The 26,244-nt window shown below is 64.2% G+C and carries 23 protein-coding genes; 6 read left to right on the top strand and 17 right to left on the bottom strand.

Features of this window, described 5'->3' with window-relative positions; genetic code table 11:
• Nucleotides 1–17: 17 nt before the first annotated feature.
• Nucleotides 18–2,348: a hypothetical protein gene (locus ASILVAE211_RS19010; RefSeq protein WP_227322943.1), complete on the bottom strand. Its 2,331-nt coding sequence runs from the start codon at nt 2,346–2,348 to the stop codon at nt 18–20.
• Between the two features lie 174 nt (nt 2,349–2,522).
• Here ASILVAE211_RS19010 and ASILVAE211_RS19015 point away from each other — a divergent pair, with 174 nt between their 5' ends.
• The 3 genes from ASILVAE211_RS19015 (at nt 2,523) to ASILVAE211_RS19025 (ending at nt 8,646) form a co-directional block, all read left to right on the top strand.
• Nucleotides 2,523–3,521: a bile acid:sodium symporter family protein gene (locus ASILVAE211_RS19015; RefSeq protein ID WP_227323019.1), complete on the top strand. Its 999-nt coding sequence runs from the start codon at nt 2,523–2,525 to the stop codon at nt 3,519–3,521.
• Nucleotides 3,518–4,156, top strand: a complete 639-nt coding sequence (locus tag ASILVAE211_RS19020; protein ID WP_227322944.1) for an NUDIX hydrolase — start codon at nt 3,518–3,520, stop codon at nt 4,154–4,156. Before ASILVAE211_RS19015 ends, ASILVAE211_RS19020 begins: the two co-directional genes overlap by 4 nt.
• A 371-nt stretch (nt 4,157–4,527) precedes the next feature.
• Nucleotides 4,528–8,646, top strand: a complete 4,119-nt coding sequence (locus ASILVAE211_RS19025; protein ID WP_227322945.1) for a Hint domain-containing protein — start codon at nt 4,528–4,530, stop codon at nt 8,644–8,646.
• Here ASILVAE211_RS19025 and rsmD read toward each other — a convergent pair.
• From rsmD to ASILVAE211_RS19045, 4 genes are read right to left on the bottom strand one after another with little or no spacing between them, the layout of a single operon-like run.
• Nucleotides 8,643–9,188, bottom strand: coding sequence for a 16S rRNA (guanine(966)-N(2))-methyltransferase RsmD (rsmD, locus tag ASILVAE211_RS19030; protein ID WP_319799601.1), 546 nt, complete (start codon nt 9,186–9,188; stop codon nt 8,643–8,645). The genes ASILVAE211_RS19025 and rsmD overlap by 4 nt on opposite strands.
• 4 nt (nt 9,189–9,192) lie before the next feature.
• Nucleotides 9,193–10,014, bottom strand: a complete 822-nt coding sequence (locus ASILVAE211_RS19035) for a pseudouridine synthase (protein ID WP_227322947.1) — start codon at nt 10,012–10,014, stop codon at nt 9,193–9,195.
• A complete protein-coding gene (locus ASILVAE211_RS19040; RefSeq protein ID WP_227322948.1) occupies nt 10,011–10,733 on the bottom strand; it encodes a gamma-glutamyl-gamma-aminobutyrate hydrolase family protein in 723 nt (240 codons plus the stop codon). The genes ASILVAE211_RS19035 and ASILVAE211_RS19040 overlap by 4 nt, the downstream gene beginning before the upstream one ends.
• Complete coding sequence (locus ASILVAE211_RS19045; protein ID WP_227322949.1) at nt 10,730–11,122, bottom strand: hypothetical protein; 393 nt, start codon at nt 11,120–11,122, stop codon at nt 10,730–10,732. The genes ASILVAE211_RS19040 and ASILVAE211_RS19045 overlap by 4 nt, the downstream gene beginning before the upstream one ends.
• Before the next feature lie 72 nt (nt 11,123–11,194).
• Here ASILVAE211_RS19045 and ASILVAE211_RS19050 point away from each other — a divergent pair, with 72 nt between their 5' ends.
• Nucleotides 11,195–11,647, top strand: coding sequence for a nucleoside deaminase (locus ASILVAE211_RS19050; protein ID WP_227322950.1), 453 nt, complete (start codon nt 11,195–11,197; stop codon nt 11,645–11,647).
• Nucleotides 11,648–11,657: 10 nt separating this feature from the next.
• On the opposite strand, the gene ASILVAE211_RS19055 is transcribed toward ASILVAE211_RS19050, so the two are convergent.
• The 7 genes from ASILVAE211_RS19055 to purD form a co-directional block, all read right to left on the bottom strand.
• A complete protein-coding gene (locus ASILVAE211_RS19055) occupies nt 11,658–12,428 on the bottom strand; it encodes a CatB-related O-acetyltransferase (RefSeq protein WP_227322951.1) in 771 nt (256 codons plus the stop codon).
• 252 nt (nt 12,429–12,680) lie between these two features.
• On the bottom strand, nt 12,681–13,712 hold the full coding sequence (locus ASILVAE211_RS19060; protein ID WP_227322952.1) for a histone deacetylase family protein: 1,032 nt from the start codon (nt 13,710–13,712) through the stop codon (nt 12,681–12,683).
• Between the two features lie 39 nt (nt 13,713–13,751).
• Complete coding sequence (locus ASILVAE211_RS19065; protein WP_227322953.1) at nt 13,752–14,804, bottom strand: extracellular solute-binding protein; 1,053 nt, start codon at nt 14,802–14,804, stop codon at nt 13,752–13,754.
• Between the two features lie 31 nt (nt 14,805–14,835).
• A complete protein-coding gene (locus ASILVAE211_RS19070; RefSeq protein WP_227322954.1) occupies nt 14,836–15,708 on the bottom strand; it encodes an ABC transporter permease in 873 nt (290 codons plus the stop codon).
• Between the two features lie 2 nt (nt 15,709–15,710).
• Nucleotides 15,711–16,595, bottom strand: a complete 885-nt coding sequence (locus ASILVAE211_RS19075) for an ABC transporter permease (RefSeq protein ID WP_227322955.1) — start codon at nt 16,593–16,595, stop codon at nt 15,711–15,713.
• Nucleotides 16,596–16,602: 7 nt separating this feature from the next.
• A complete protein-coding gene (locus ASILVAE211_RS19080) occupies nt 16,603–17,655 on the bottom strand; it encodes an ABC transporter ATP-binding protein (protein WP_227322956.1) in 1,053 nt (350 codons plus the stop codon).
• Nucleotides 17,656–17,771: 116 nt separating this feature from the next.
• Entirely contained in the window at nt 17,772–19,037 is a 1,266-nt protein-coding gene (purD, locus tag ASILVAE211_RS19085) for a phosphoribosylamine--glycine ligase (RefSeq protein ID WP_227322957.1), read from the bottom strand.
• A 54-nt stretch (nt 19,038–19,091) separates the two neighbouring features.
• Between purD and xseA the strand changes: the two genes are divergently transcribed.
• Both xseA and ASILVAE211_RS19095 read left to right on the top strand, forming a co-directional pair.
• Complete coding sequence (gene xseA, locus ASILVAE211_RS19090) at nt 19,092–20,648, top strand: exodeoxyribonuclease VII large subunit (protein WP_227322958.1); 1,557 nt, start codon at nt 19,092–19,094, stop codon at nt 20,646–20,648.
• Nucleotides 20,649–20,784: 136 nt separating this feature from the next.
• Complete coding sequence (locus ASILVAE211_RS19095) at nt 20,785–22,068, top strand: hypothetical protein (protein WP_227322959.1); 1,284 nt, start codon at nt 20,785–20,787, stop codon at nt 22,066–22,068.
• 6 nt (nt 22,069–22,074) lie between these two features.
• Here the strand turns inward: ASILVAE211_RS19095 and ASILVAE211_RS19100 are convergent, their stop codons facing one another.
• The 5 genes from ASILVAE211_RS19100 to hisF form a co-directional block, all read right to left on the bottom strand.
• Nucleotides 22,075–22,563, bottom strand: a complete 489-nt coding sequence (locus ASILVAE211_RS19100; protein ID WP_227322960.1) for an RES family NAD+ phosphorylase — start codon at nt 22,561–22,563, stop codon at nt 22,075–22,077.
• A complete protein-coding gene (locus ASILVAE211_RS19105) occupies nt 22,560–23,072 on the bottom strand; it encodes an antitoxin Xre-like helix-turn-helix domain-containing protein (RefSeq protein WP_227322961.1) in 513 nt (170 codons plus the stop codon). Before ASILVAE211_RS19105 ends, ASILVAE211_RS19100 begins: the two co-directional genes overlap by 4 nt.
• Before the next feature lie 84 nt (nt 23,073–23,156).
• Nucleotides 23,157–24,980, bottom strand: coding sequence for an adenine deaminase C-terminal domain-containing protein (locus ASILVAE211_RS19110; RefSeq protein WP_227322962.1), 1,824 nt, complete (start codon nt 24,978–24,980; stop codon nt 23,157–23,159).
• Entirely contained in the window at nt 24,977–25,462 is a 486-nt protein-coding gene (locus tag ASILVAE211_RS19115; RefSeq protein ID WP_227322963.1) for a phosphoribosyl-ATP diphosphatase, read from the bottom strand. The genes ASILVAE211_RS19110 and ASILVAE211_RS19115 overlap by 4 nt, the downstream gene beginning before the upstream one ends.
• Nucleotide 25,463: 1 nt before the next feature.
• Entirely contained in the window at nt 25,464–26,243 is a 780-nt protein-coding gene (hisF, locus tag ASILVAE211_RS19120; protein ID WP_227322964.1) for an imidazole glycerol phosphate synthase subunit HisF, read from the bottom strand.
• Between the last annotated feature and the right edge of the window lies 1 nt (nt 26,244).

Below are 26,244 nucleotides of genomic sequence, written 5' to 3' on the forward strand. Positions count from 1 at the left end.
GGACAGGACGCCGGTGACTACCAGCGGCGGCGCACGCCGCCGCCACCGCCGCTGTAACTGCCGCGATTATAGCCGCCATATTGCCGCGCCGTCTGGTCGCGGTTGAGCTGGCTCCAGTTCTGACTGCTCGTCGTCGGGCGCTGGGAGGTCGTCGGCTTCTGGTAATTCGGGTGATTGGCCTGCGCGCTCTGCTGCGTCGGCTTCTGCATCTGCTGCCAGGAGCCGTTATTGTATTGCGACCAGCCGGAACTGTTGTGCTGGTATACATTGCCGTCCTTGCCGGCATAGACATTCCCATTCGTGGTCTTCACCGCCCCTGCATTGTTGCCGTTATTGCCATGCACCGCCGCGCCCTGCGCGCCATTGCTGGCATTGAAGGCGCCGGCCGAGCCGCGCGCGTTGCTCGCACTCGCCGTATTCACCGTGCCGTTCGGACCGCTGACGGTGCTGGACCCCCAGCGCCCATAGGCATTGGCATTCTGCGTCGTGCTGCCGGCGCGGTCCGTCGTCGGGTTATAGCCATAGGCATGGGCGCTGGCGCTGCCATTACCCCAGACCGCGCTGCCATGGGCATAGGCGCCGGTGGACGGATTGTAGCGCGAGCCTGCGGCCGCACCGCCATTGGGGCCATAGACGGCGGCCCCGCGCGCATAAGTGCCGGTCGACGGGTTATAGCCGTAGCCTGCGGTGGCCGTGCGGCCATAGGCGCCATAGACGGTGCCGGTATTGGCCCAGGCGCCGGTCGCGGTATTGTAATGGACGTTGCCGGCATAGGTATAGGCGTAAGGGTAATAGACCGGCACGCGGCCATAGGCGACATAGGGCGGATAGTAAAAGCCAGTGCCATAGGCCAGGATTCCGGCCGTCACGAAACCCATCATATAGCCGGCGGTATAGCCGTAGGTCACGGCCGCTGGCGTTGCGTTGTAAACCTGCACATAGGTCACGTTATAGACCGGGCTGGTCGGCGGAATGGTGTAGATGGCCGGCGGCACGGCGGTCGCCAGCATCCAGGGGCCGGATGGGGCGGGTGCCACGAACCAGGCGCCCTGATAGCAGCAGTAATACTTGCCCTCCGCGCCGATGACCTGGAAGGCCGTATTGGTGGCGTATGTCATGGCCGTGCCGGGGATGGGCACGAAATTCGGCGCGCCGGCATAGGTCACCGCCACCTTCGTCGTGCTGCGCGGCAGCGTCGCCTGGGTCGGCACCTGCGCCTTCAGCACCGCCGCCTGAGCGGCCGTCGTACCAGGCACGGACGCCAGAAGATTGCCGTAAGCGCCGTCCGGCGAAAGACGCGCGAAATCGGCCGGCAGGCTGGGGGTCGCGAAGGTCCAGGGACCGTACAGGCTGCTGGCCGAGAACCAGCGGCCGGAGACGAGATAGTAAAAGGTATTCGTCGGCGTATAGCGGAACAGCACGGCGCCGGTATTGCTGACCGCCTGCAAAGCGGTTTGCGGCACGGGCGTGAAGGCCGGCGCGCCGGCCGTGACGATGATCTCCGCCGGCTTGGTGGACACGAAGATGATCGGCACCAGACCGGGTGCGGGCGGCTTGCCCGGCACGTTCTTGCGGATTTCGCCGAAATTCGCGTCATTGGGCATTGCGCTGAAGGCGGCGGGCAGGGGGCCGGTCGGCTGATAGGGGCCGGTATAGGCCTGGGCCACCAGCCAGGTGCCGTTATTGAGCAGGTACCAGGCGCCACCATTGGTGGGATCCTGGATGACGTCCCAATTGGTATTCACGGCATAGGTCAGGCCCGTGCTCGCAATCGGCGCCATGGTCGGCTCGCCGTCGAACACGACAAGGCTGGCCGGCTGGGCGCTGTAGAAGATGGGCGGCGGATTATTGTTCAGCGGCGCTGACGCCACCGGCTTTTCATTCAGGCTCAGCAGCACCGTATTCAGCGGAATGATCTTCGGCGGCATCTGCGTCAGATAGGCCGCGATGCGCGTCTGCAGCGTATAGGCCTGGCTGGTGTCCAGCGACGGAAAGCTGGAGGAGATCAGCGTCGGATTGCTGAAATAGACGAGGTTATTGTCGGTATCGACCTCCGTCACGCCGGACACCTCGATCGTGCCCATGATCGGCGCCGTCCGCCCGATGGGGGTGATGGCGATCGCCGCGCGGGCGCGGAGCGTCGCGTGGTTCACCCAGTCGATCGTCTGCGGCTCGTAGATGGTGACCTTGGCACCGTTCTGCGTGATCTGATGCGGCCAGGCCGCCATGGGCACCGCACCGGCCGGCGGTGTCGCGGCACTGGCACTCAGTCCCGGCAGGGTGATCGCGGGCAGGCCGATGGCGGCCGAGGCGAGAAAGGAACGGCGGTTGATCGTCACGGTTCGCATCCCAACTCTTTTGAGTCTGCACCCTTAATCGTGCCGCTGGGTGTCGACAAGCGGCGCATCCCGAGACCGAGCGGTACTGCATGTCAGCCCCCGGCTGGCCGGTGGCAACCCGCGTCTGTGATGGCTTCACCTCTGTCGTCGCACGTGGCTAGACTGCGTGTCATGCGCAAGATCATGAACTTTCTGCCGGACGCGTTCACGCTCAGCATCGTGGCGACCGTTGTCTTTGCTTCCTTTTTTCCCTGTTATGGGGAAGGGGCGAAGATTTTCAGCGCCCTGACGACGCTGGCCATCGCCATCATGTTTTTCATGCAGGGGGCCAGGCTATCGCGGGAAGCGGTCGTCGCCGGTCTCGGCCATTGGCGCCTGCATCTGACCATTCTTGGCTCCACCTTCGTGCTCTTCCCGGTTCTGGGCTTTGGCTTTCAGGCGCTGTTTCCGCATCTGATGACCCCGGCGCTGCTGATGGGGCTGCTGTATATCTGTCTGCTGCCTTCCACCGTGCAGTCTTCCATTGCCTTCACCTCCATCGCCCATGGCAATGTCCCGGCGGCGATCTGCTCCGCGACCTTTTCCACGCTGCTCGGCGTCATCGTGACGCCGATCATGGCTAGCATCCTGCTCAAAACCCATGGCGGTGGCGGCGGGCTGGAGAGTATCGGGTCGATTTTCGTGGAATTGCTGCTGCCCTTCGTGGCCGGGCAAGTGCTGCGCCCCTGGGTGGGCGGTTGGGCCGCGCGCAACAAGCATATCCTAAAATATACCGATCGCGGCTCCATCATCCTGGTCGTTTATACGGCCTTCAGCGGCGCGGTCATCGCGGGGCTATGGCATAAGCTGCCGCTGTCGGGTTTCGGGGAGATCATCCTCTCCAACGCTGTCCTGCTGGCGCTGGTGCTGCTGATCACGACCTTCGGCGCGCGGGCGTTGGGCTTCAAGCGGCCGGAGGAGGTCGCCATCGTCTTCTGCGGCTCCAAGAAAAGTGCGGCCACCGGCGTGCCGATGGCCAATGTGCTGTTCGGCGCTTCGACTGTGGGTATGATCGTGCTGCCGCTGATCATCTTCCATCAGATGCAGCTCATGGTCTGCGCCGTGCTGGCCAAGCGCTATGCGCGGCAGCATGAGGCGGCCCGGGCCGCCGCAGGCCCTGTCAGCGCGCAGGCCGCGGAATGACCGGCGTGGAGCCTGACTGGCTGCTGTGGGCGCGGAACATTCAGGCGACCGCGCAGACGGGGCTCGCCTTCACGAAAGACCCCTATGACCGGGAGCGCTACGAGGCGCTGCGCGCCCTGGCGGCCCAGATGCTGGCGGCCCGGACGGACGGGTCTGCCGAGCACTTCGGGGCGCTCTTCGCGTCTGACGCCGGCTATGCCACGCCCAAGATCGACGTGCGCGGCGCGGTCTTCGACGGTCAGGGCCGCATCCTCATGGTGCGGGAGGTCATGGACCATAACCGCTGGACGCTACCGGGCGGCTGGGCCGATGTCAGCCAGACCACGGCCGAAAGCGCCGTGCGCGAGGTGTTGGAGGAAACCGGCTTCACGGCGCGCGCCGTCAAGCTCGTGGCGGTCTGGGACCATGCGCGGCAGGGCCATTTTCCGCCCAGCCTCTATTCCATCATCAAGCATTTCTATCTCTGCGAACTGACCGGCGGCGCAGCCCAGACCAGCCTCGAGACGTCGGAGATCGGCTTTTTCGCGGAAGACGCCATCCCCGAGGATCTGTCGTTGGGTCGTGTTCAGCGGCATCAGATCGGGCGCATGTTCGCCCATTGGCGCGACCGCGCGCTGCCGACCGAGTTCGACTGAACCGGCCGTAACCGGCTGGGGCGATTATCTCGGCCGCCGAAATATTCCCTTGCAATATCAAGGATTGCCAGCCGCCGTTATTGTGCGGCTGGCAAATATTGCTCGCTTTTTTGCTGGAATGCCCCATCAAGAGGCAAAAATAATTGATGGAACAGCCATCAATGGCAGAAACGGTTCGTAAGAATTCTGGAAATCTAGCCGTCAAATCATCAATCTGTCGCCAAGATCGGTGTTGCAACGACCGCATATCGATGCTTATTTTCAACGAAATGGGAGCGTCTTATCCTTCGGCGATTTGCCAAGGTTTGTTTCTGTTTAAGGATATTTGTTTCTTAGCGTCCAATTTCGCAATTTTTAAGAAATGGTGCCTTATGTCCACCATCACGGTCAGCTCCGGCCAGACGCTCAGCGGTGCCGTTATCAGCGGGCAGGAGATCATCGTCAGTTCCGGGGGCACGCTGCTATCCGCGACGCTGGAAGCAGGGGTCAGCCTGGAAATCGAAAGCGGTGGCGTCGCTGACCATACGACGGCCACCGGGTCAGGTTACGTCTATAGCTATATTGATATCTCTTCCGGGGGTACGGCTATAGGAACCGTGCTGTCCAGCGGTGCCGAAGCCTTTGTCGGCGGCGTCGACAGCGGCAGCGTCATTCAGAATGGCGCCTATGACGATGTCGAATTCGGCGGTTCATCTGTTTCAGCAACGGTGAGCAGCGGCGGCGACGTCTATGTCGGTCTCGGCGGACACGCGGTTGGGACGACAGTCGCCAGCGGTGGCATTTTCTCTGCGCCGACAGTCATCAGTTCCGGGCAGGTTCTGTCCAATGTCACCGTCAGTTCCGGCATGCGGCTCGAAGTGGATTCCGGCGGCGTCATTCAGGGTGGAACGGTTGATGGCGGTGGCACACTCTATATTGGCGGTGGTGTCGGTTCCAACGTTACGGTGTCGGGCAGCGCTGCGGATATCATCGCGGGTGACAGCGGCAAGATCGTCTCAACGACGATAGCGGGGGGTGGCAGCGGGTTCGTCTGGAGCGGCGGTCTCGCTGAAGACACGCTGATCAGCGGTGCCGGGGCAGGAATCAGCTATTTCTTAATGTCCGGTTTGACTGTCGAATCCGGGGGAACTTCGCTCGACAGCGTCATCGTTTCCAACGGGTATGAAACGGTGTCGGCCGGCGGCACGGCAATCAGCACCACCGTAATTTCAGACGGCACGCTGAACGTGCTTCCCGGTGGCACTGCCGTCACTGTTACCAATGATGGCGGCTCGGCCTATATTCCCGTCTATATCAGCGGTGCGACCACCCTGTCCGGCGTCGTCGTTACGGCGGCGGATACGATCGTCGTCGAATCCGGCGCCACGCTCGTCGGCGTTACCGTCGAAGCCAATGGCTGGCTGGTGGTGGAGGCGGGCGGTCTCGTCAGCGATGTCACGATCGACGGTATCAGCACGTCCTCGGGCGAGCTGACGATCTCGTCAGGCGGCGTGGCGACGGGCGTGTCCATCAGCGCCTATGGCTATGAGACTGTCGCGTCCGGCGGCACCGTCGTCGATACGACGCTGGCCGGCGGCTACATGGCCATATCAAGCGGTGGAATTGCCAGCGCAACAATTGTCGAAGGAAGCAGTGGCGCTTCGGGCATTTACGATGGTGAGATTTACGTCAACGGCGGTGGCACGGCTCTGCGCACCACCATCAGCGCCGGTGGATTGGTTTATGATCAAGGCAAAACGATCAGCACCATCGTCGGCTCGGGTGGCAATGAGGTCGTCTCATCAGGCGGGACGGCGGTTTCCACAAGCATCCTTAGCAGCGGAGCGGTTTTGGTTTTGTCCGGTGGATCGGATATCGCGACCACCGTATCGAGCGGCGGGATATTGTCGGAGACGGTTATTATCGGTTCCGGTCAGACGCTGAGCGGCGCAACTGTTTTCGCCGGAGAGACTGTGGTGATCGAGGCCGGCGGTTCGGCCGTCAATCTTACCATCGAGACGGGCGGCATGGCCGATGTTGATCGTGGCGGCACGGTCGATATCGCCACGGTTTCGGGCGTTTTTCCCCAGGCATCCTATCTCATCGTATCGGCGGGAGGTGTCGCGATCAGTGCGACCGTCGTGGGTTATGCCGCACTCGACGTCGCAGGCGGTGTCGCCAGCGACACCGTGGTGGAGGGCACCAGCGGCTCTATCGGCGTGATCTACGTATATCAGGGCGGTAGCGCCGTCAGCACGACGCTTGACTATAACGGACTGGCCGTCGTCTCCAGCGGCGGCATAATGGTGAAAACCATTGTTAGTAGCGGCGGAGATCAACAGGTCAGCTCAAGTGGTGTTGCCATATCAACTACCGTTCTGAGCGGCGGATCGCTCGTCGTCTCGGCTGGTGGTTCGGATATCGCAACCACCGTATCGAGCGGCGGCCGGGATATCAACACGATCACCGTCAGTTCCGGCCAGACGGTCAGCGGATTGACGATTGGGTCCACCACCGACCTGATCATTGATGCAGGCGGGACGGCGACCGGTTTGCTGGTCAGCGGCGGTAGCGTGACGGTCCAGGGCGGGACGCTCATCAGCGCGACGGTTGACGGCATCCTGATATCAAGCAGCGGTGTTAATTATGATCTTGGCGCCATTGATGTCATTTCCAATGGCGTCGCGATCAGCACTTTGGTGGGGCTGAATGGGTGGGTCGTCGCCAGCGGAGGAAGCGTTCTTGATACCGTGATCAACGGCGGCGACGTTATGGTCGATAGCGGTGGCGTCGCCCGCGATACCGAGGTCGGCTCGAATGTCGGCTCAGACAAGCCGAGCGCTCTTTTTGTGGAATCCGGCGGCACGGCCATAAAAACCACGGTCAGCGACGGTGGGGAAGCTTTGGTGTCGGCCGGTGGCACAGCCATCTCGACCACTGTCCTGTCTGGCGGTGCCCTCTATGTCTCTGGTGCCGTCGCGACCGATACTGTCGTCAGCAGCGGCGGCTTTGCTCTTGTCACCGACATTGTCAGCAGCGGGCAGATCGTCAGCGGCATCATCGTCAGTTCCGGACGGGCACTCGATATCCTGTCCGGAGGGACGGTTATCAGCGCAACGCTGAATGGCGGTGACATGACCGTGGAATCCGGCGGCACCAGCATCAGCACGACCATAGAACTCTATAGCCAAGAATATGTCAGCGGCGGCACCGCCTTAGCGACGACGATCAGCGGCGGTGACCTGAACCTCTATGGCGGCTTTGCCAGTGGTGTCACCATTCTCGCCGCCAATCTCGGTGAATTTTACGGCCTCACTGAGGAATATATCGGGTCCGGCGGCACCAGTATTGACGCGACTGTCGGCGCTGCCACCGAGATTTATGTCGTATCCGGCGCGACTGCCATTTCCACGACCGTGCTGTCAGGCGGATGGGCCTATGTATCGGGCGGCGTCACATCGTCTTTGATCATCAGCAGCGGCGGCAGGCTTTACAGGACAGATTACGTCAGCAGCGGCCAGACCGTCAGCAATGTCGTGGTCAGCTCCGGGCAGACGCTGGAGGTCACGTCCGGCGGCACGATCGACGGTGCGACCCTTGACTTCGGCGCCCTGACACTGGACGCTGGTGCTGTCGCCTCCGGGACGATCGTCTTTGATGAGGATTCGAGCCTGTTCATCGAAGACTTGGCTATGCCCGCCGCTACGATCAGCAATTTCCAGGTTTTTGACGCCATCTATCTGCCCGATATCGCTTTCGTCAGCGGTGGCTCTGCGACGCTTGATACCGAAACCGATGCCCTTACAGTTACTGAAGGTGGCAAAAGCTACTCGCTTAATCTCGCTGGCGATTATTCCGGCTTGGCCTTTTCGCTTGGGCAATATGGATCGGGTACGCTGCTCACGGATAGCGTCGCCTGCTTCGCGGCCGGCACGCTCATCCTGTCGACGCGCGGGGCTGTGCCGGTCGAGCATCTGCGCGTCGGTGACGTTCTGCGCAGACCGGACGGCCTGCTCGCCCCTATTACCTGGATCGGCGGCCGCTATGTCGATTGCCGGCGCCATCCGCGCCCGGCCGACGTCATGCCCGTGCGCATCGCGGCCCATGCCTTCGGCCCGGATATGCCGGCGCGCGACCTGCTGCTGTCACCGGACCATGCCATCTACGCCGCCGGCGTGCTGATCCCGGTGAAATATCTCATCAACGGTGCCACCATCGCCCGGCTGCCGGTCAGCAGCATCGCCTATTTCCATGTCGAATTGCCAAGCCACGGGGTCATTCTTGCGGAAGGTCTGCCCGTGGAAAGTTATTTCGACAGTGGCGACCGTGACCAGTTCGCGGAAGGCGCCGGTGTCGTCGCCCTGCATCCCGTCTTCGGGGCCGACCGCTGCGACCTCATGCTGCGGGCAGACGCCCTGGGCTATGCGCCCTTGCGGGTGACCGGCCCGGAAGTGAACAGGGTGCGGGCGCTGCTCACGGCTCGCATCCCCGCGCAACGAGCGAGTGGCTAGGATAAGGTCCAGATACAGATCCGCCCCGCGCCGAAATTCCGGTCGGCCAGGAGCGGGGCCTCGGTCGGAAGCGCGTCCTCCGCGCCGATTTCGGCGATGATCAGCGCATCCGGCGCAATCCACCCGGCAGCGGTCAGGCTGGCGACGGCCGTCGGCACCAGGGCTTGCCCATAGGGCGGGTCGAGAAACACGAAACGCGCGGGCGTGCCGCGCGGTGGCTTGCGCACATCGGCGGCGATGACCCGGCACAGATCCTCGGCCTTGCAGGCGGCGATATTGACGCGCAGCACGGCCAGCGCCGGGCGGTTGTTCTCCATGAAGGTCGCACGCGCCGCGCCGCGCGACAGGGCTTCCAGCCCCAGCGCGCCGGTACCGGCGAAGACATCCAGCACATGGGCGTCCCGCAGCCGCCCTTCCGCCCAGGGCGCGTGCATCAGCATGTCGAACAGCGCCTGTCGCGCGCGGTCGGATGTCGGGCGCGTCGCGTCGCCGGTCGGCGCCTCCAGCCGGCGGCCCCGCAGGCGTCCGGCAATGATCCTCACGGCCTTAGCCTCGGCGGCGCGGGGCGGGCTTTGCCCCGGCTTTCGGCGCCGCATCGGCCTTGGGCATCTGCTCCTTCAGGATCTTGCCCGGCACTTCCTCGGCCGCGCCCTTGGGCAGCACGCCAAGCTGGAAGGGGCCATAGGCAAGACGGATGAGACGCGAGGTCTCCAGCCCCAGATGGGCCATGACGCGGCGGATTTCGCGGTTGCGGCCTTCCTTCAGGCTGACGGAGAGCCAGCTATTGTCGCCCTTGCGGCTGTCGAGCCCAGCTTCGATCGGCCCGTATTTCATGCCCTCGATGGTCACGCCCTGGGACAGCGAGGCCAGGGCCTTCTCATCCACCCAGCCGTTGACGCGCACGCGATAGCGGCGGATCCAGCCGCTTTCCGGCCGTTCCAGCTTGCGGGCCAGTTCGCCGTCATTGGTCAGCAGCAGCAGGCCCTCGGAATTGAGGTCAAGCCGGCCGACCGAAATCAGGCGCGGCAGGCCCGGCGGCAGCTTCTCGAAGACGGTCGGGCGGCCTTCGGGGTCTTTATGCGTCGTCACCAGCCCGGCGGGCTTGTGATAGCGGAAGAGGCGCGTGCGGGCCGGGGCGTCCACCACCTTGCCGTCCACCTGCACCACATCGCCGTCCGTCACGAAGGTGGCGGGATGCTCGACCGAGCGGCCGTTCAGCTTGATGCGCCCCTCCTCGATCATGCGTTCGATATCGCGGCGGGAGGCGACGCCCGCGCGCGCCGCCCATTTGGCGATGCGCTCGCCCCGGGCGGCGTCTTCGGTCTCGGCGCCGGTCTCGGCGTCGTTTTCGTTTTCGATCTCGGTCATCGGCAGGCCTCGATCAGAGCGGTGAAAATACGGGCATCGCCCGGATCGGTATGGAATTCAGGGTGCCATTGTACACCCAGACAGAAACGGTAGCGCGGGTCTTCGATGCCTTCGATGACGCCGTCCGGGGCAATCGCATTCACGATCACGCCGGGCCCGGCCGTCCGCACCGCCTGATGGTGGGAGGTATTGACGGTCATCTCCGCCGTCCCGGTGATGCGGGCCAATAGACTGTCCGGCGTCACCGCCACGCTATGGCCGGGCTCGTCATGGCGGGTCTTCTGCTCATGCGCCAGCGCGTCCGGAATGCTGTCGGGGATATGCTGAATCAGCGTGCCGCCGAGGGCGACCGCCAGCAATTGCTCGCCGCCGCAAATGCCAAGAACCGGCAGGTTGCGGGCGAGCGCACCGCGCAGCAGCGACAGTTCCGCCGTCGTGCGGCCGGCCTTCAGTGTCACTGTCTCATGGGTGTCGGCCTCGCCATAGATCGACGGGTCGATATCGAAGGCGCCACCCGTCACCACCAGCGCGTCCAGCCTGTCCAGCCATTCCTCGGCCAGGGCCGGGTCATGCGGCAAGGCCACCGGCAGGCCGCCGGCGGCGGCCACCGCCGAGAGGTAGTTCTGGCGGATCGCGTACCAGGGGTAGCGGGACCAGCCGCCCGGCTCCTCGCTGTCGAGCGTGATGCCCACCAACGGGCGGCGCGGCTCGCCGATCATTGGCTGAAGCCCGCCAGAACATGCACCAGCTTTTCCTGCGCGGCGGCAACGTCAGGCGCGCCACTGGAGAGCGTCGCCACACGCTGGCCGGCCTCGGTCACGGGCGCGACCAGGCCGTGCAACGTTTCCAGGTAAGGGGCAAGCGCCATGACATCGGGCAGTTCGCCGCGCGCGCCGGCCTCGTCCATCGCGACGATGAGGTCGCTGAAGGCCTTCAGCCAGGCGAAGCGCTCATCGCCCATCACGGACTGCAAAAGCTTGTAGGGGCTGGTATCCAGGCCGTAGGCGCGGGCTTCGGCCTGGATTAGCGCGCGGTGCAGATCCATGATCGCATGGGACAGCGGGCGCTGGATGGTGCTGGGTTTCGGTTTATCGGGTCGTATTGCCATAATGTGCTGATGGCATGAGATGGCGCCCCGGGTCCACTGGACGCGTGCGCCTGCCAGGAGGCATCAAGCCGCATGACCGTGTCGATGACCCCGATGGACCTCGCCTTGGCCCAAGCCCGCGCTGCCGCCGCGCGCGGTGAAGTGCCGGTGGGCGCCGTGGTGCTGGACGCGGCCGGCGCCGTCATCGCCGCCGCCGGCAACCGGACGGAGGCGGACACGGATGCCTCGGCCCATGCGGAATTGCTGGCGCTCAGGCAGGCGGCCCGCCTGCGCGCCTCGCCCCGGCTGCCGGACTGCACCCTGGTGGTGACGCTGGAACCTTGCCCCATGTGCGCGGCGGCGATCAGCGCTTTCCGCATCAAGACGCTGGTTTTCGGCGCCTATGACCCCAAGGGCGGCGGCGTGGAGCATGGCGCGCGCATCTTCGCGGCCTCCTCCTGCCACCATGCGCCGGAGGTCATCGGCGGGGTACGGGAAAGGGAATGCGGCGACCTGCTGCGGGATTTTTTTCGCGACAGGCGGTGACAGCCCAGACTTATTCGGCGGTTTGTGAGGCCAGCGTGCCGATGTGAACCCGCGCCGGCTCGTACGGCGTCAGGCCCGGCAGGCGTTCCTCAAGCTGCGTGATGGCGCGGTCGATATTCGCGAAGGGAATGGTGTTGATCTGCCATGGCGCGAAACGCCACCAGGCCAGACGCTCCAGCGCTGCGCATTGCGCGAAGGAAAAGCGCATGCGCAGCACCTGCGCGGGATTGCCGCCGACAATCGCATAGGGCGGAACATCTTTGGTGACGACGGCGGCACCGGCGATGACGGCACCATTGCCGACCGTGATGCCCTGCGCCAGGAAAGCGCCATGGCCGATCCAGACGTCATGGCCGATGGTGGTCTTGGCCAGAAAGTCGTTCACGGTCCGCGCATTGCGCACGGCGATGTCGCCGGGCGGCCCGGGGCGGAAGGCGTGGTATTCGGCGGCACCGTCAAAATCATGCCCGACCTCCAGCATATTGCCTTGATAGGCGTAGAAGACGGGGCTGGTGCTCAGCCAGTCTGTCGGATGCGCGCCGCGCCCGACCTGAACATTCTCGCCGAAGGAGCAATAGCGCCCGATGCGGACTTCGCTGAAAAATCCGCTCACGGCATAGCTGAAAGCGCCCATCTCGAATTCATGGCCGATGGCGATCCATTTCGGGCCGCAGGGCGGTTCGAAGCTTGCCCGATCCGGTAAGGCGAAACCATTGGCGACGAAATACTCGACACCAGCCTTCGTCAGTTTCTCTCGCAACGCATCGGATAGAATGGCCATGATGTCACCCCGGGACGGGCAGGGTGGTAACATGGCAAAACCTAATTTTCTCTTCACCCGAAACGAAGTTCGGGAGTGCAGGCGCGTTTCTTTATATTTGTTTATAGATATCTGAACGCTTGTCGGACGTGATTAAAGCCAGCTTCAAGCCGTCATGCCCGCGAAAGCGGGCATCTTCTCCCGGTTGTGACGCCAAAGCCAGAAGATCCCCGCCTGCGCGGGGATGACGATCCTTCAGGCAAACCACTCGCCTCAGCGGCCCTCGAAACCGGTCAGAACATTCACGGCATTGATGCCGATCTCCGCCACTGCATAGCCGCCTTCCATGACGAATTGCGTCGGCAGGCCGAGCTTGGCGATGCGTTCGCCCATGCGGGTGAAATGCTCATGATCCAGCTTGAACTGGGAAATCGGGTCGCCGAGATAGGTATCGACGCCGAGCGAGACCAGCAGCACGTCAGGTGCGTACTCCGCCACCCGCCGGCAGCCGGTTTCCAGCGCGGCACTCCAAGCTTCCCAATCCGTGCCCCAGGGTAAAGGCAGGTTGAGGTTGAAGCCTTCGCCCGCGCCGGCGCCGGGCTCATCCGCGAAGCCGAGCAGATAGGGGTATTCCTGCTCCGGCGTCGCATGGATATTGACCAGAAGAACATCGTCGCGCTGATAGAAAATCTGCTGCGTGCCATTGCCGTGATGGTAATCGACATCCAGGATCGCAACGCGCTTGGCGCCCTGGTCCAGCACGTGCTGCGCGGCAATGGCGGCATTGTTGAGGAAGCAATAGCCACCGTAATGATCCGACCCCGCATGATGTCCCGGCGGACGGCATAGCGAAAAGACGCTGCTGGCGCCCGAAACGATGGCGGCGGCGCCCGTCAATGCCACATGCGCCGAGCTTTCGATCGCCTGCCAGCTCGTCGCCGTCAGCGGTGTGCCGGCATCGAAACAGTAATGGGCGAGGCGGCCTTCCAAATTCTGCGGCACGCGGTCGGCGCGGAAGCCGCGCGTAAAGAAGGTGAAGGGAAAGGCGCCGCCCTTGCGACCCAGCTTTTCCCATTCCGCGAAGCCGTGGCGCAGCAAATCCACCATGCCGGCATCATGAATGCGGGTAATGGCGTCGAGCGGAAAGCGCTCAGGCGCCAGTACCGGGCCAAGACCCACGGCCAGGGCGCGGTCCAGGATGATTTGGGCACGTTCGGGTTTTTCGAAGGCGGCGACGAATTCGCCGGAATTCAATTCGCCAGGGCTCTGATGCAGCGCGTGATCAGGCGAATAGATGACGTCCATGAAAAGCTCCCCCCGAGTGACCTCGGGGGGAGTTGTCGGTTATTTCCGGATCAGCGTCCAGATGCGGTCGAAGTCCTTCGTCGCTTTCGCGTCGCAGCCCGGCGAGAAGACGATCTTGTAATTCGCCGGCGGGTTGAATTCCGGCGCGGTCGCCATCGCCGGCTGCAGATACTTGTTGGAACCGGCAACGCCGTTCTGGTAGCCCGCGAAATTGCTTTCGATGGCGGCGTTCTGCGGGTCCATCATGAAGTTGATGAACTTCTTGGCATTCGCCACGTCGGGCGCGCCGACCGGGATGGCGAGGTTGTCCATCCAACCGGAGCCGCCTTCCTTGGCATAGACGTATTTCAGCGAGGGCTTGGCCTGGCGGGCGCGCATGGCGTCACCCGACCATTGCTCGCTCATCGTCACTTCGCCAGCCGTCAGGCGGTCGATGATACCGTCGGAGTTATACAGCTTCACGAAGGGCTTCTGCGCTTCCAGCAGAGCCAGCGTCTCTTTCAGATGCGCCGGGTCGGTATCGCAGGGCGGGTAGCCCAGATAGGTCAGTGCCAGGTTGATGACTTCGCTCGGCGATCCGAACATGCCGACCTGGCCCTTGAAGACCGCCGGCGGCTTGAACAGCGTCGCCAGGCTGTCCACCGGACCCGGATAGACCTTGGTGTCATAGGTGAAGGAGGTCGTGCCCCACTGCCAGGGAACGGTATATTCCGCCTTCGGATCCCAGAAGCGCGTCTTCCAGCGCGGTTCCAGGTTCTTGAAGTTCGGCATGTCGCCAGCGTCAACCTTCTGCAGCAGATTCTGGTTGACGAAGATCTTCACGAAATCGTCGGAGACGATGACAAGGTCATAGCCCGTGGTGCCGGCCTTGAGCTTGGCGAGCAGGGTCTCGTTCGAATCATAGGTATCGAGCGTGACCTTGATGCCGGTCTCGGCCGTGAACTTCTTCAGCAGGTCCGGGGCCGTGTAATCGGTCCAGTTGAAGATGTGCAGAACCCCCGCATCGGCGGCATGGGCCGGCTGGGCCAGGGGCGCGGCCGCGACAGCGGCGGCACCCAGGCCGAAGGCCATCAGGGCAGTCTTGAGGCTCATTGGAACTTCCTCCGGTATGGAAGGCTGGGGTTCAGGTTGTCGCGGTCGCGGCGGGGGTAGCGGCGCTTGCCGCGGCTCCCGCCTCGTTGGGCCGGCTGATGAGGAAGGCGACCAGCGCAAGGGCGGCCGAAATCACCAGCAGGATGGTCGAGATCGCATTCACTTCCGGCGTCACGCCCAGGCGCATCATGCCATAGACATAGACGGGAAGCGTGGTGGTGCCGGCGCTGCTCACCATGAAGCTGATGAGGAAGTCATCCAGCGACGTGACGAAGGCCAGGATGGCGCCGGCCATGATGCCGGGCACCATCAACGGCAGGGTGATGCGCATGAAAATCCGCCATTCACCGCCATAGAGGTCGCGCCCCGCATCCTCATACGCCGTGCCGATGGTGTTCAGCCGCGCCTGGATAGGCAGCATGGCGAAGGGCACGCAGAAGACCGTATGCGCCAGCACAAGGTTGAGCACGCCATAGTGGAAGCCGATCGAGGAAAAGAAGATCAGCGTCGTGATGGCGGTGACGATTTCCGGCACCACCAGCGGCATCATGACAAGGCTGTTCGCGGCGGCCTCGCCCTTGAACCGTCCGCCACGCTCGAAACCGAGGGCGGCTGCGATGGCGATGGCCGTGGAGCAGATGGTCGCCAGCACGCCGACGAGCACGGAAACCCAGGCAGCGTGGCGGATGTCGCCGTTATTCGCGACGCGGGAGAACCAATGCAGGCTGAAACCGGTCCAGACGGTGACGAAGCGATTGGCGTTGAAGGAATAGATCACCAGGATGGCGAGGGGCAGATACAGGAAACCCATCACGATCAGGCTGAAAATCCCGAAGCCCGGATTATGCCGCCAGTCGAAGGGGCGGATCTTGCGGCGCGCGGCCGTTTGCATCGTGGTTGCCATGGTCAAGCTGCCTGCGCTGCTGCGGCGCGCTTGGTTCGCCAGCGCTGCCACGCGAGAGAAAGAATGACCGCGAAGGTCACGAGCATGGAAAGGGCGGCGCCGAAGGGCCAGTTGCGGGACGACGTGAACTGCATTTCGATCAGGCTGCCGATCAGCAACTGCTTGCCGCCACCGAGAAGATCGGGCTGCAGGAAGGAGCCGAGGGCGGGCGCGAAGACCAGCACGGTGCCGGCGGCGATGCCGGGCTTGGTCAAGGGCCAGATGACGCGGCGGAACAGCTGGTAGCGATTGGCATAAAGATCATAGGACGCTTCGATCAGGCGCGGATCAAGCCGTTCCAGCGTCGCATAGATCGGCAGCACCATGAAGGGCAGAAAGGTATAGACGAGGCCGAGCAGAACCGAGCCCTGATTATACAGCAGCGGCAGCGGGTGGGAGATGAAGCCCAGCCAGCCGAACAGCTTATTCGCCAGGCCCTCGTCGCGCAGAATCAGGATCCAGCAATAGGTGCGGATCAGCGTATTGATCCAGAAGGGCAAGGACACCAGCGTCAGCAGGACTTTCCGCCGGCCGGGCGACTGGCAGACGATGTACCAGGCCACGGGAAAGCCGATGACGAGGCTGAGGATCGTCGTTGCCAGCGCAAGATACAGCGAACGGAAAGCGATCCAGAAATAATCCGGCATGAAGATCAGGCTGCCGTCGAAATCCTGATCGAACAGCATCTGCACATAGGCGCCGAAGGTCAGCGGCGCCTGCACGCCGCCATAGGGATTGGCGGACATGAAGGAATAGGCGAGAGAAATGAAAAGCGGGATGGCCCCGAAAATGCCGATGACGAGGACAGCGGGCAGGATAAGCCAATAGGCGGAGCGTTTGTTCAGCATGATGGCATCAATCCAACAACTCGCGTTCAGCCTCCGTCTCCCAGACGAGGCCCACCTCCGTGCCCTGGGGCAGCTTGGCCGCCCCGCGGATACGGGCGCGCAGGCGGCCGCCCGGAATGGTGATTTCCATCAGCGTATCCGAGCCGAGGAAGGTCGCGACATCGACGACGCCGCTGATGCGCGGCGTGACGCCGGGGCGCGCGATTTCGATCTTCTCGGGGCGGACGGCGATAATGGCATCCGCGCGGCGGCCCAGGCTCTCACCCGGAATGAGGTTCGCCTCACCGATGAAGTCGGCGACGAAACGGTTGGTGGGGTGATCGTAGATTTCTTCCGGCGTGCCGATCTGCTGCACGCGGCCGGTATTCATGACCGCGATACGGTCGGACATGGCCAGCGCTTCTTCCTGGTCATGCGTCACCAGAATGAAGGTGATGCCGGTCTCGCGCTGCAGCCGTTTCAGCTCGAACTGCATTTCCTTGCGGAGCTTAAGGTCGAGGGCCGACAGCGGCTCATCCAGCAGCAGCACTTGCGGGCGCGGCGCGAGCGCACGGGCGAGGGCCACGCGTTGTTGCTGGCCACCGGACAATTGCGCCGGCTTGCGATTGGCGAAATGGGCGAGCTTCACCAGGCTCAGCGTTTCCTGCACGCGAGCGGTAATATCTGCCTTTTTCCAGCGCAGCATTTCCAGCCCGAAAGCGACGTTCTGCGACACCGTCAGATGCGGGAACAGCGCATAGTTCTGGAAGACCATGTTCACCGGCCGCTCGCGCGGCGGCAGGCTGGCGACGTCCTTGCCCTGCAACCAGATTTCACCGGTGGTCGGGTGTTCGAAACCGGCGATCATCCGCAGCAGCGTCGTTTTGCCGCAGCCCGAAGGCCCGAGAAGGGTGAAGAATTCCTTCTCTTCGATCAGGATATTGATCGCTTCCAGCGCCCGGTGACCGGTCGCCACATCGCCGAAGATCTTCTCAACGCCCACCACTTCAATGAGGTGGCGGGCAGGGGCGCCCGGTCGGGCTGTCGCTGCGGGAGCGGCACTCAGCACTTCAGATGGCATTAGAGAGAGGTCCCCCGGTTGCAATGTGATCAGTTTTCATGGCCCAGCCACCCAATGCAAGTGCTTTGCCACTGAAAACGCGATTTATGCATGCGACCCCTCTCCTGCTTGGCCCGTCAGGTAAAGTGCGCGCCGATGTCGCGGCGGCAGAATCCCTCGGGCCAGTCAATCGCATCGACCGTCGCATAGGCGCGGCTGCGCGCCCCGGCCAGGGTCGGCGCCGTTGCATTGACGACCAGTACGCGGCCCCCATCGGCCAGGATTCGGCTGCCGTCCGCTTTGGTGCCGGCCTGGAAGATTGTCACCTCCACGTCGGCCGCCGCCTTATCCAATCCGCGAATCTCGGTGCCGCGTTCATAGGCAGACGGATAGCCGCGCGCGGCCAAGACGATGGAGACCGAGGCCTCGGCCCGCCAGCGCGGGGCCACATGCTTGATGCCGCCGTCGCACACCGCCAGCAGGGCGGGCATGATGTCGCTATCCAGCAGCGGCAGCAGGGTCTCGGCCTCCGGGTCGCCGAAGCGAACATTATATTCGATGAGCTTCGGCCCCTCCGCCGTCAGCATCAGCCCGGCGAAGAGGATGCCACGGAAGGGAATGCCGCGACTCGCCATTTCATGCAGGGTCGGGCGAATGATGGTCTCCATCACGCTGTCGCGCAGCTCATGCGTGAAGCCGGGGGGCGGGGCGATGGCGCCCATGCCGCCGGTATTGGGGCCGGTATCGCCATCACCGACGCGCTTGTGGTCACGCGCCGCGCCGAGAAAAATGGCATCCGTGCCGTCGCACAGCGCGAAAACCGAGACTTCCGGCCCTTCCAGGAATTCCTCGATGACGACGCGGGCGCCGGCCGCGCCGAAACTGCCCTCCTGAAGGCAGGCGATGACCGCCTCTTCGGCTTCCTCGACCGTCTGGGCGACGACGACACCCTTGCCGGCGGCCAGGCCATCGGCCTTCACGACGATAGGCGCGCCACGACGGCGAATGAAATCAAGCGCCTGCTCGGCATCGGTGAAGGCTTCCCAGCGCGCGGTCGGGATGCCGGCGGCATCCGCCACTTCCTTGGTGAATTGCTTGCTGCCTTCCAATTGGGCGGCCGCCATGCTGGGCCCGGCGCAGCGGATGCCCTGCTCGTGCAGACGGTCATAAAGACCCGCGACCAGCGGCGCTTCCGGGCCGGGCACGACGAGGTCGATGGCATTATTGGCCGCGAAACGGGTCAATGCCTCGATTTCAGTCACGGCGATGGGCACAAGCTTGGCGAAGGTCGCGATGCCGGGGTTGCCGGGGGCGCAAAAAATCTCGGTTACCAGCGGGCTTTTCGCGATCGCGCGCACCAGCGCATGCTCCCGGCCGCCGGACCCCACCACCAAAACGCGCATCGCCTTACTCCGCCACTGCTTCAAACCGGGGCGGCCTTAGCATAGTCTGCGGCCATGGCCGACATCCTAGACGCTCCCGCCCCCTCGAATATCCCTGAATATTCGGTCAGTGAAATCTCCTCCGCCGTGAAGCGCACGTTGGAAGGCGCTTTCAGCCGCGTGCGGGTGCGCGGCGAGATCACGGAGATGAAGCGCTATCCCTCCGGCCATATCTATTTTTCGCTGAAGGATGAGGCCGGGAAGATCGCCGGTATCGTCTGGAAGGGCTCGGTCTCGCGTCTTGGCCTGGTGCCGGAAAACGGGATCGAAGTCATCGCCACCGGACGCGTGACGGCCTATGGCGAGCGTTCCTCCTATCAGCTCATCGTCGAGAAGATGGAATTCGCGGGCGCCGGCGCGCTGCTGGCCAAGATCGAAATGCTGCGGGTCCGGCTGGCGGAGGAGGGGCTGTTCGACGAGGCGCGCAAGCGCCCGATCCCCATGCTGCCGCGCGTTATCGGCGTCGTCACCAGCCCGCAGGGCGCGGTGCTGCACGACATCCGCACCACCATCGCCCGGCGCTTTCCGCGCGACATCCTGCTCTGGCCGGTGCCGGTGCAGGGCGAGGGATCGGCCGAAAAGATCGCCGCGGCGATTCGCGGTTTCTCTACCATGCCGGCGGATGGCGAGATTCCGCGTCCGGACGTCGTCATCGTCGCGCGCGGCGGTGGCAGCCTGGAAGATCTCATGGCCTTCAATGACGAGGGCGTGCTGCGGGCGGCGGCGGCCTGCACCATTCCGCTGATCTCGGCGGTGGGGCATGAGACGGATACGACGCTGATCGATTTCGTGTCCGACCGCCGGGCGCCGACGCCGACGGCAGCGGCCGAAATGGCGGTGCCGTCGCGGCTGGAACTGCTGGGCGACGTCACGCAGAAAGGCGGGCGGCTGACCGCCGCCGTGGCGCGGCTGATGGCGGAAGGCCGGCTGCGCGTCACCGGGGCCGCGCGCGGCCTGCCCGATATCGCGGGTCTGCTGGGTCAGGCGCGGCTCAGGCTGGATGACCGGGCAGAGCGTCTGCGCATGGCGCCCGACAATCTGCTGCGCATGCGCCGGGCCGAATGGCGCCATGCGGCGGAGCGTCTGCCCCATCCCAAGGTCTGGCTGGACGGCTTGCGGTCGCGGTTGGATGAAGAAGGGCGGCGCCTGTCGCTCGGCCTGCCGCAATTGCTCAGCCTGCGGCGCAATGCGTTGACGCTCTCGGCCCAGGGTCTGCCGACCGGCCTGCGCCACCGGATTTCCCTTCTGCGCCAGACCGAAGCCCGCATCAGCGCGCGCCTGTCTCCGGCGCCGGTTTTGTCCGGCCAGCGCGAAGCCCGCGCGCGGCTGGAGGGGCTGTCGGCGCGCCTGCAATCCGTCTCCTATCAGGCGGTGCTGGAACGCGGCTTTGCGCTCGTCGCCGATGCCGGCGGCCAGCCGGTCACGCGGGCGGGCGGTATCGCTGCCGGCGACGCGCTGACGCTCCGCTTCGCCGATGGCGCGGTCGGCGTGACGGCGGGTGAAGCGGAGGCCGGCAAGCCGGCGAAGGCGCCGCGGCCAAGGCAGGCCGCACGGCAGGGATCCCTCCTATAGCGGTTGCCGAATCCATTTCGTCCTGAAAACGGTTGAGTGCGAAGAACGTTGCCTGGGCTAATTGCCTTGTCTATTGGCTCGGCCTGTTCCGATATCTGACCGCTGTGGCGCCGTCGCGTCGGTTTGAAAGGTGCCTATGCAAGCTGCCTCGACCGCGACGCCCGATATCGGCTCCCGCCGCAAGCGCATCATGCGCCCACCGCTGCTGGTCATCGCCACCCTTTTTCTGCTGATCCTGTTTCTGCGCCATCCGGCGGGCATTCTGCATGCCAATTTCTGGGCGGAAGACGGGTGGTTCTGGTATCCGGATGCCTACCGCCTTGGTCTGCGCTGCCTCATCATTCCGCACACCGGTTATTTGCAGACCTTGTCCCGCCTCGGTGGCCTGATTGCGCAAGGGATGCCTTTGCTATGGGCGCCGACCGTTTTCGCGGTCATCGCCCTGGTGGTGCAGGCGTCGCCCGCCTTGCTGCTGCTGTCACGGCGTTTCGACGCCGCCTGGCCGCAATACTGGTCCCGGCTGCTTTTCGCGCTGGTCTTCATCGGCCTGCCCGACAGTTTCGAGACCTTCGGCAATCTGACCAATAGCCAATGGTATCTCGGGATTTTCGCTTGCCTCATCGTGCTGGGCGCGCCGCCGCGCGGCATGGCAGGCCGCATTGGCGACAGCCTTGTTCTGATCGTCTCGGCGCTCAGCGGTCCGCTCTGCCTGATGGTCGCGCCAATCGCCTTTTGGGTATGGTGGAGCGACCGGGGGGCGGATCGGCTTTTACGCTTCGGGCTGATCCTTGGCGGCGCGTGCCTGCAACTCCTTATGATCGCAACGACCTTGGAGCAGGCGCGCCGGCCGGTGATGCTTGGCGTCAGCCTGATCAACCTCGCTCATATCCTGACGGAAAAGCTGGCTTACGGCCTGCTGCTTGGGTCTCGGGCGGCCAAGCGGCTGCATCAGGACGCTTTCTGGAACGGCGACTTTGCGGCCTGTATCATCGCGGCGGCTGTGCTGGCGATGCTGGTGCTGGCCTGGTTGCGCGGTGGTCCGCTTTTCCGTCGTTTCGCGGCCTTCGGCGGCCTCGTCTTCGCGGCCGCCCTGGTCAGTCCCGTGGTCACCGGCACGCCTGCCTGGGTGATCCTGGCGTCACCGGGGGCCGGGGACCGCTATTTCCTGATCCCGAAACTGGTTCTCGCGGCGGCTTTCTTTTCGCTGGCATCCGATCGGCGGCTTTGGCTGTCACGCTGCGGGCTGATCGCCGGTGTCGCTCTGATCGCCGGCATCGCGGGGGATTTCCCCTATCCACATATGCGCGCGACCGATTTCGACGCGAAGGCCCGCGCCTTTGCGGCAGCGCCGCCCGGCACGATGATGACCTTCCCGGTTCTGCCGATTCCGCATGAAGACATGACCCTGGTGAAGAAATAGCGCCGATCAGGCGGCGCGCTGCCTGATCCTGGGGTCATAAAGCCAGCGCCGCCGCTTCTGGGCGGTGATCGCACGGCTGTCCGGATGCAGTGGGTTGATGAGGATCGTGTGTTCTTCGGGCACAATCACGGACGGCAGGACCAGAAGGGCGGAGCGGGCGGCCTTCAACCATTGCGACCCGAAAGCGATGCTGACCTGACCGGCGGGCTCGGCTTCCCAGCCTACGGCCAATTCGGCGGCCGCTCGGTGTTCAGCTGCCTGCCAGATTGCATCGGGGATGGTGATTTCGACCAGATAGCGGTTCAGCGGCAGGCCGCCGCTTTCCACATGCACGATGGTTTCCAGGCAGGCCAGCGCCCGGCTTTCGGAGGCATAGACCGCAGCCAATCCGACCGCATTCCACCTTCCGCCGCAGGCTTTGGCGCCGGCGCCGGACAGGTCATGCGCCTGATAGGCAGGTGTGTCGGCCGCTATCCGCCAGACGGCACGGCTCAAGCGTAGGTGCCGCTGTGAATTTGGGCGAGAAGCGTCGAAACCATGGCCTGGCCTTCCATAGTGCCGATGAGATCGGCAGGGCGGAGATGGCCCAAAGCCGGAACCGGCGTTGCCAGCCAGCGTCCCATCCAGGCCAGTGCATCGAAGTCCGAACCGTCACCGGAATCCGCGATCATCACCTCAAGCTGGCCGATGAGCTTGCCCAGGCCGATGACGCGTTCGCTTTCATCGGCCGACAGGCGTTCGCCCAGCTTGGCCTTCTTGTTGACCGTCGCGACCGACAGGTTGAGGGCCTTCAGCCCGAAACCCTGTTCGATACCAAGGTCATCCAGGATGGCTTTGGCGTCGGCAGCCGGCAGGCCCTGCTTGATCAGGGCGATGCGGTCCAACGGTGCCGCGCGATACAGAGCCACGAAATCAGCGACGCTACCGCCGTCGAAGCCGGGCTCGTCGTAAATGAAGGGCTGCTGAACGTCCGCCAGTTGAAACATCGGGCTTGCCACGGTCATATAAACGGCTCCTTTGAGCAATTTATATACCCATTCAATCATTCATTTCAATAATAAAACGCAAGCCCGTCTGTCGCCTTGCTGTCAGGCATTGGCTCCGGCCCGCAGCGGCTCGAACAGGGACAGGATTTCCATCCCCGGCACCGTCACCAGGCCCTTGTCGGTCAGGCGGATTTCCGGGATCACCGCCAGCGGAACAAGGTTGAAGCCCATGAAGGGCAGGGTGCAACCAAGGTCGGCCCAGGCGGCTTTCAGCGCGGCGGCTTCTTCGGCGACCACGCCGACTCGCTTGTCGGACAGCAGCCCCGCCACCGGCAGGTCCAGCTTGGCGACGACGCGGCCGTTCTTCACCACCACCAGGCCGCCCTGGCTTTCTCGCACGGCGGCCAAAGCCACCTGCATATCGGCCTCCGAGCGACCGGCAACGATGATGTTATGGGCGTCATGGCCGACGCTGCTGGCCACCGCGCCGCTGGTCAGGCCGAAATCCTTCAGCAGTCCCAACCCGACATTGCCGGCAGACTTGCCATGCCGCTCGATCACGGCGGTGAAGCAGAGGCCATGCTTGTCCATCTGCGCATCCCAACCGCCGTCGGCGGGGTCAAGGCGGACCTGCTCGTGGATCAGCACGATGCCGGGAAGCGCCGTCTTCACGGTATTGGCGATCACGGCTTCGGTCGGCAGTGCCGGCGTCAGCACCAGACCGTCCGGCACCGTTACCGTCTCATAAGCCCGCTTGGGATAGACGTAGCGCTCGCCCTCCAGTTGCGCGTCGAGCGCGGCGGTAATCTTGCGCTGATCGACCGCCAGCACGCCGCCATACCAGGTGCTTTGCGGTTCCAGATCGTCGTTCAGCAGCACGATATCGGCGCGGCGGCTATGGCCGAGGGCGCCGAATTCGCCGTCCATGCCGTAGCGCGTGGCGCCATGCAGAGACCCCATCGACCAGGCGGTCTCACGGCTGACACCGGCCCGCACCGCTTCGCGCGCCACCCAGTCCAGACCGAACATCGCCAGATCGTCCGCCTCGCGGTCATCGGTGCAGATGCAGACGCGCTTGGTCGAAGCGCCGAGCTCCGTCACCGCCTTGATCGCCTGCGGCAGGGAATGCCAGGGCGTGGTCGGCGGGCCGCCGCGCAGGAAGACCCAGAGACCGGCTTCCAGGAAGTCATTGGCGATGTCACGGTCGATCGCCTCATGCGTGTCCGTGACACCGCTCGCGGCATAGGCCGCGACGAATTCGCGCCCATAGCAATGGCCGCTGACCGGGCGGCCGCGCTTGAGCGCTTCCGCGATGATGGCGTGGCTGCGCGCGTCACCCATGACGACATGGACGAAATCCATTTTTTCGCCGAGCGCCGCCGCTTCCGGCCAGGCGTCGAAGATGGCGCCGATCTTTTCCGGCGTCAGATCGCCGCCGGCGGTCTCGAATTCGGGCGAAGTCGCGGGCACCGTGCTCGGCACCGTCAGGAATATGTTCAGCGGCGCGGCGCGGGCGTCTTCCAGCATCCAGTCGACGCCGTCCTTGTCGAGGACATTGCCGATCTCATGGCTGTCGCAGAAGATCGAGGTGACGCCGTTCAGCAGCGCCGCCTCGGCATAGGCGCAGGCCGTGATCAGGCTGCTTTCGATATGGACATGACTGTCGACAAGGCCGGGCGCCAGGATGCCGCCGGCCGCGTCATAAAGGGCCGCCCCTTCGCCGCGCCAGCTGCCGGCCGGCTTCACGGCGGCGATGCGGCCCTGGGAGACCCATATTTCCCGGTTCGGGATGATCCGCTCGGAATAGGTCGAGAGGATGCGCGCGTCGCGGATGACAAGATCGGGCGCCGCTCTTCCGTGCGCCACCGCTGCCAGGTGCCGGGTGACGGTTGACAGGGGCGGCACGGAAAAGCGGGTGATCGTCATGGGATTTTTTTCGTCTCCACGGACTGAGAAACACGCAGCTGCCGCAGGCGGGACGCTTTCTCGGCGATGCCGCTGACGCCTTCGCGCCGGGTCAGTTCCGCCCAGACCTCATCCGGGCTGACGCCCGCATCCACCCACAGCACCAGCAGATGATACAGCACGTCCGCGCTTTCGGCGATGAGCGCGGTTTTGCTCTCGCCGCGCACCGCCTCGATCACGCATTCCACCGCTTCCTCGCCGAATTTCTGGGCGATCTTGGCAGTCCCGCGCGACATCAGCCGCGCCGAATGGCTGGCCGCCGGGTCCGCGTCTCGGCGGCTGTCGATTGTTTGCCACAGCCGGTCCAGCACGGCGGCATCTCGGCCGGGGGCGCTGACGACGGTTTTCGCGACGGCCTTCTTGGCTGCGATCTTTTTGGCGGCTTTCGGTTTTTCGGCTTTGGCCTTGCGGCTGACGGCGGCGGGTTTCGTGGATTTAGCCATCTCACTCGGATCCTTGGGCAGCGCGGGGCAGGCGGACGGGCAATTGCGCGGCAGCCAAAGCCTGTTTGACCTCCGCGATGGTGAACTGGCCGAAATGAAACACGCTGGCGGCCAGCAGACCGGTGGCACCCATCTGCGCGCCTTCGACGAAATGGTGCAGGCTGCCGACGCCGCCCGAGGCCACGACCGGAATGGTCACGGAACTGCACACCGTGCGCAGCAGGTCGAGGTCGAACCCGCGTCCGGTGCCATCGCGGTCCATGCTGGTCAGCAGGATTTCGCCCGCGCCCATGACCGCCATGCGCTGGCACCAGGTGACGGCATCCAGCCCGGTCGGCGTGCGGCCGCCATGGCTATAGACCTCCCAGCGGCCGGGTCCGGCGGTGCGGGCGTCGACCGCGACGACGACGCATTGATTGCCGAATTTCTCCGCCGCCTCGCTGACCAGTTCCGGTCGCGTGATGGCGGCGGAATTGATGCTGCATTTATCCGCACCCGCCAGCAGCAGGCGGCGCATATCGGCCGTGGAGCGGATGCCGCCTCCGACCGTCAAAGGCAGAAAAATCCGCTCGGCTGTCTTGGAAACGACATCGAGGATCGTATCGCGATTCTCGTGGCTTGCGGTAATGTCGAGGAAAGTGAGTTCGTCCGCCCCGGCGGCATCATACAGCGCCGCCTGCTCAACCGGGTCGCCGGCGTCGCGGAGAGAAACGAAGTTGACACCTTTCACCACGCGGCCGTCTTTCACGTCCAGGCAGGGAATGACACGCAGCTTCAACATG

Origin of the sequence: Acidisoma silvae (assembly GCF_020618775.1) — a bacterium.
Taxonomy (GTDB): Bacteria; Pseudomonadota; Alphaproteobacteria; order Acetobacterales; family Acetobacteraceae; genus Acidisoma; species Acidisoma silvae.

Coding starts and splice junctions, on each gene's coding strand:
- ASILVAE211_RS19110 (WP_227322962.1), bottom strand. CDS start 24,980: ATGACGATCACCCGCTTTTCCGTGCCGCCCCTGTCAACCGTCACCCGG.
- ASILVAE211_RS19010 (WP_227322943.1), bottom strand. CDS start 2,348: ATGCGAACCGTGACGATCAACCGCCGTTCCTTTCTCGCCTCGGCCGCC.
- ASILVAE211_RS19080 (WP_227322956.1), bottom strand. CDS start 17,655: ATGCCATCTGAAGTGCTGAGTGCCGCTCCCGCAGCGACAGCCCGACCG.
- ASILVAE211_RS19035 (WP_227322947.1), bottom strand. CDS start 10,014: ATGACCGAGATCGAAAACGAAAACGACGCCGAGACCGGCGCCGAGACC.
- ASILVAE211_RS19065 (WP_227322953.1), bottom strand. CDS start 14,804: ATGAGCCTCAAGACTGCCCTGATGGCCTTCGGCCTGGGTGCCGCCGCT.
- ASILVAE211_RS19105 (WP_227322961.1), bottom strand. CDS start 23,072: ATGACCGTGGCAAGCCCGATGTTTCAACTGGCGGACGTTCAGCAGCCC.
- ASILVAE211_RS19060 (WP_227322952.1), bottom strand. CDS start 13,712: ATGGACGTCATCTATTCGCCTGATCACGCGCTGCATCAGAGCCCTGGC.
- ASILVAE211_RS19070 (WP_227322954.1), bottom strand. CDS start 15,708: ATGGCAACCACGATGCAAACGGCCGCGCGCCGCAAGATCCGCCCCTTC.
- purD (WP_227322957.1), bottom strand. CDS start 19,037: ATGCGCGTTTTGGTGGTGGGGTCCGGCGGCCGGGAGCATGCGCTGGTG.
- ASILVAE211_RS19055 (WP_227322951.1), bottom strand. CDS start 12,428: ATGGCCATTCTATCCGATGCGTTGCGAGAGAAACTGACGAAGGCTGGT.
- ASILVAE211_RS19020 (WP_227322944.1), top strand. CDS start 3,518: ATGACCGGCGTGGAGCCTGACTGGCTGCTGTGGGCGCGGAACATTCAG.
- ASILVAE211_RS19115 (WP_227322963.1), bottom strand. CDS start 25,462: ATGGCTAAATCCACGAAACCCGCCGCCGTCAGCCGCAAGGCCAAAGCC.
- ASILVAE211_RS19025 (WP_227322945.1), top strand. CDS start 4,528: ATGTCCACCATCACGGTCAGCTCCGGCCAGACGCTCAGCGGTGCCGTT.
- hisF (WP_227322964.1), bottom strand. CDS start 26,243: ATGTTGAAGCTGCGTGTCATTCCCTGCCTGGACGTGAAAGACGGCCGC.
- xseA (WP_227322958.1), top strand. CDS start 19,092: ATGGCCGACATCCTAGACGCTCCCGCCCCCTCGAATATCCCTGAATAT.
- ASILVAE211_RS19075 (WP_227322955.1), bottom strand. CDS start 16,595: ATGCTGAACAAACGCTCCGCCTATTGGCTTATCCTGCCCGCTGTCCTC.
- ASILVAE211_RS19095 (WP_227322959.1), top strand. CDS start 20,785: ATGCAAGCTGCCTCGACCGCGACGCCCGATATCGGCTCCCGCCGCAAG.
- ASILVAE211_RS19040 (WP_227322948.1), bottom strand. CDS start 10,733: ATGATCGGCGAGCCGCGCCGCCCGTTGGTGGGCATCACGCTCGACAGC.
- ASILVAE211_RS19050 (WP_227322950.1), top strand. CDS start 11,195: ATGACCGTGTCGATGACCCCGATGGACCTCGCCTTGGCCCAAGCCCGC.
- ASILVAE211_RS19015 (WP_227323019.1), top strand. CDS start 2,523: ATGAACTTTCTGCCGGACGCGTTCACGCTCAGCATCGTGGCGACCGTT.
- ASILVAE211_RS19045 (WP_227322949.1), bottom strand. CDS start 11,122: ATGGCAATACGACCCGATAAACCGAAACCCAGCACCATCCAGCGCCCG.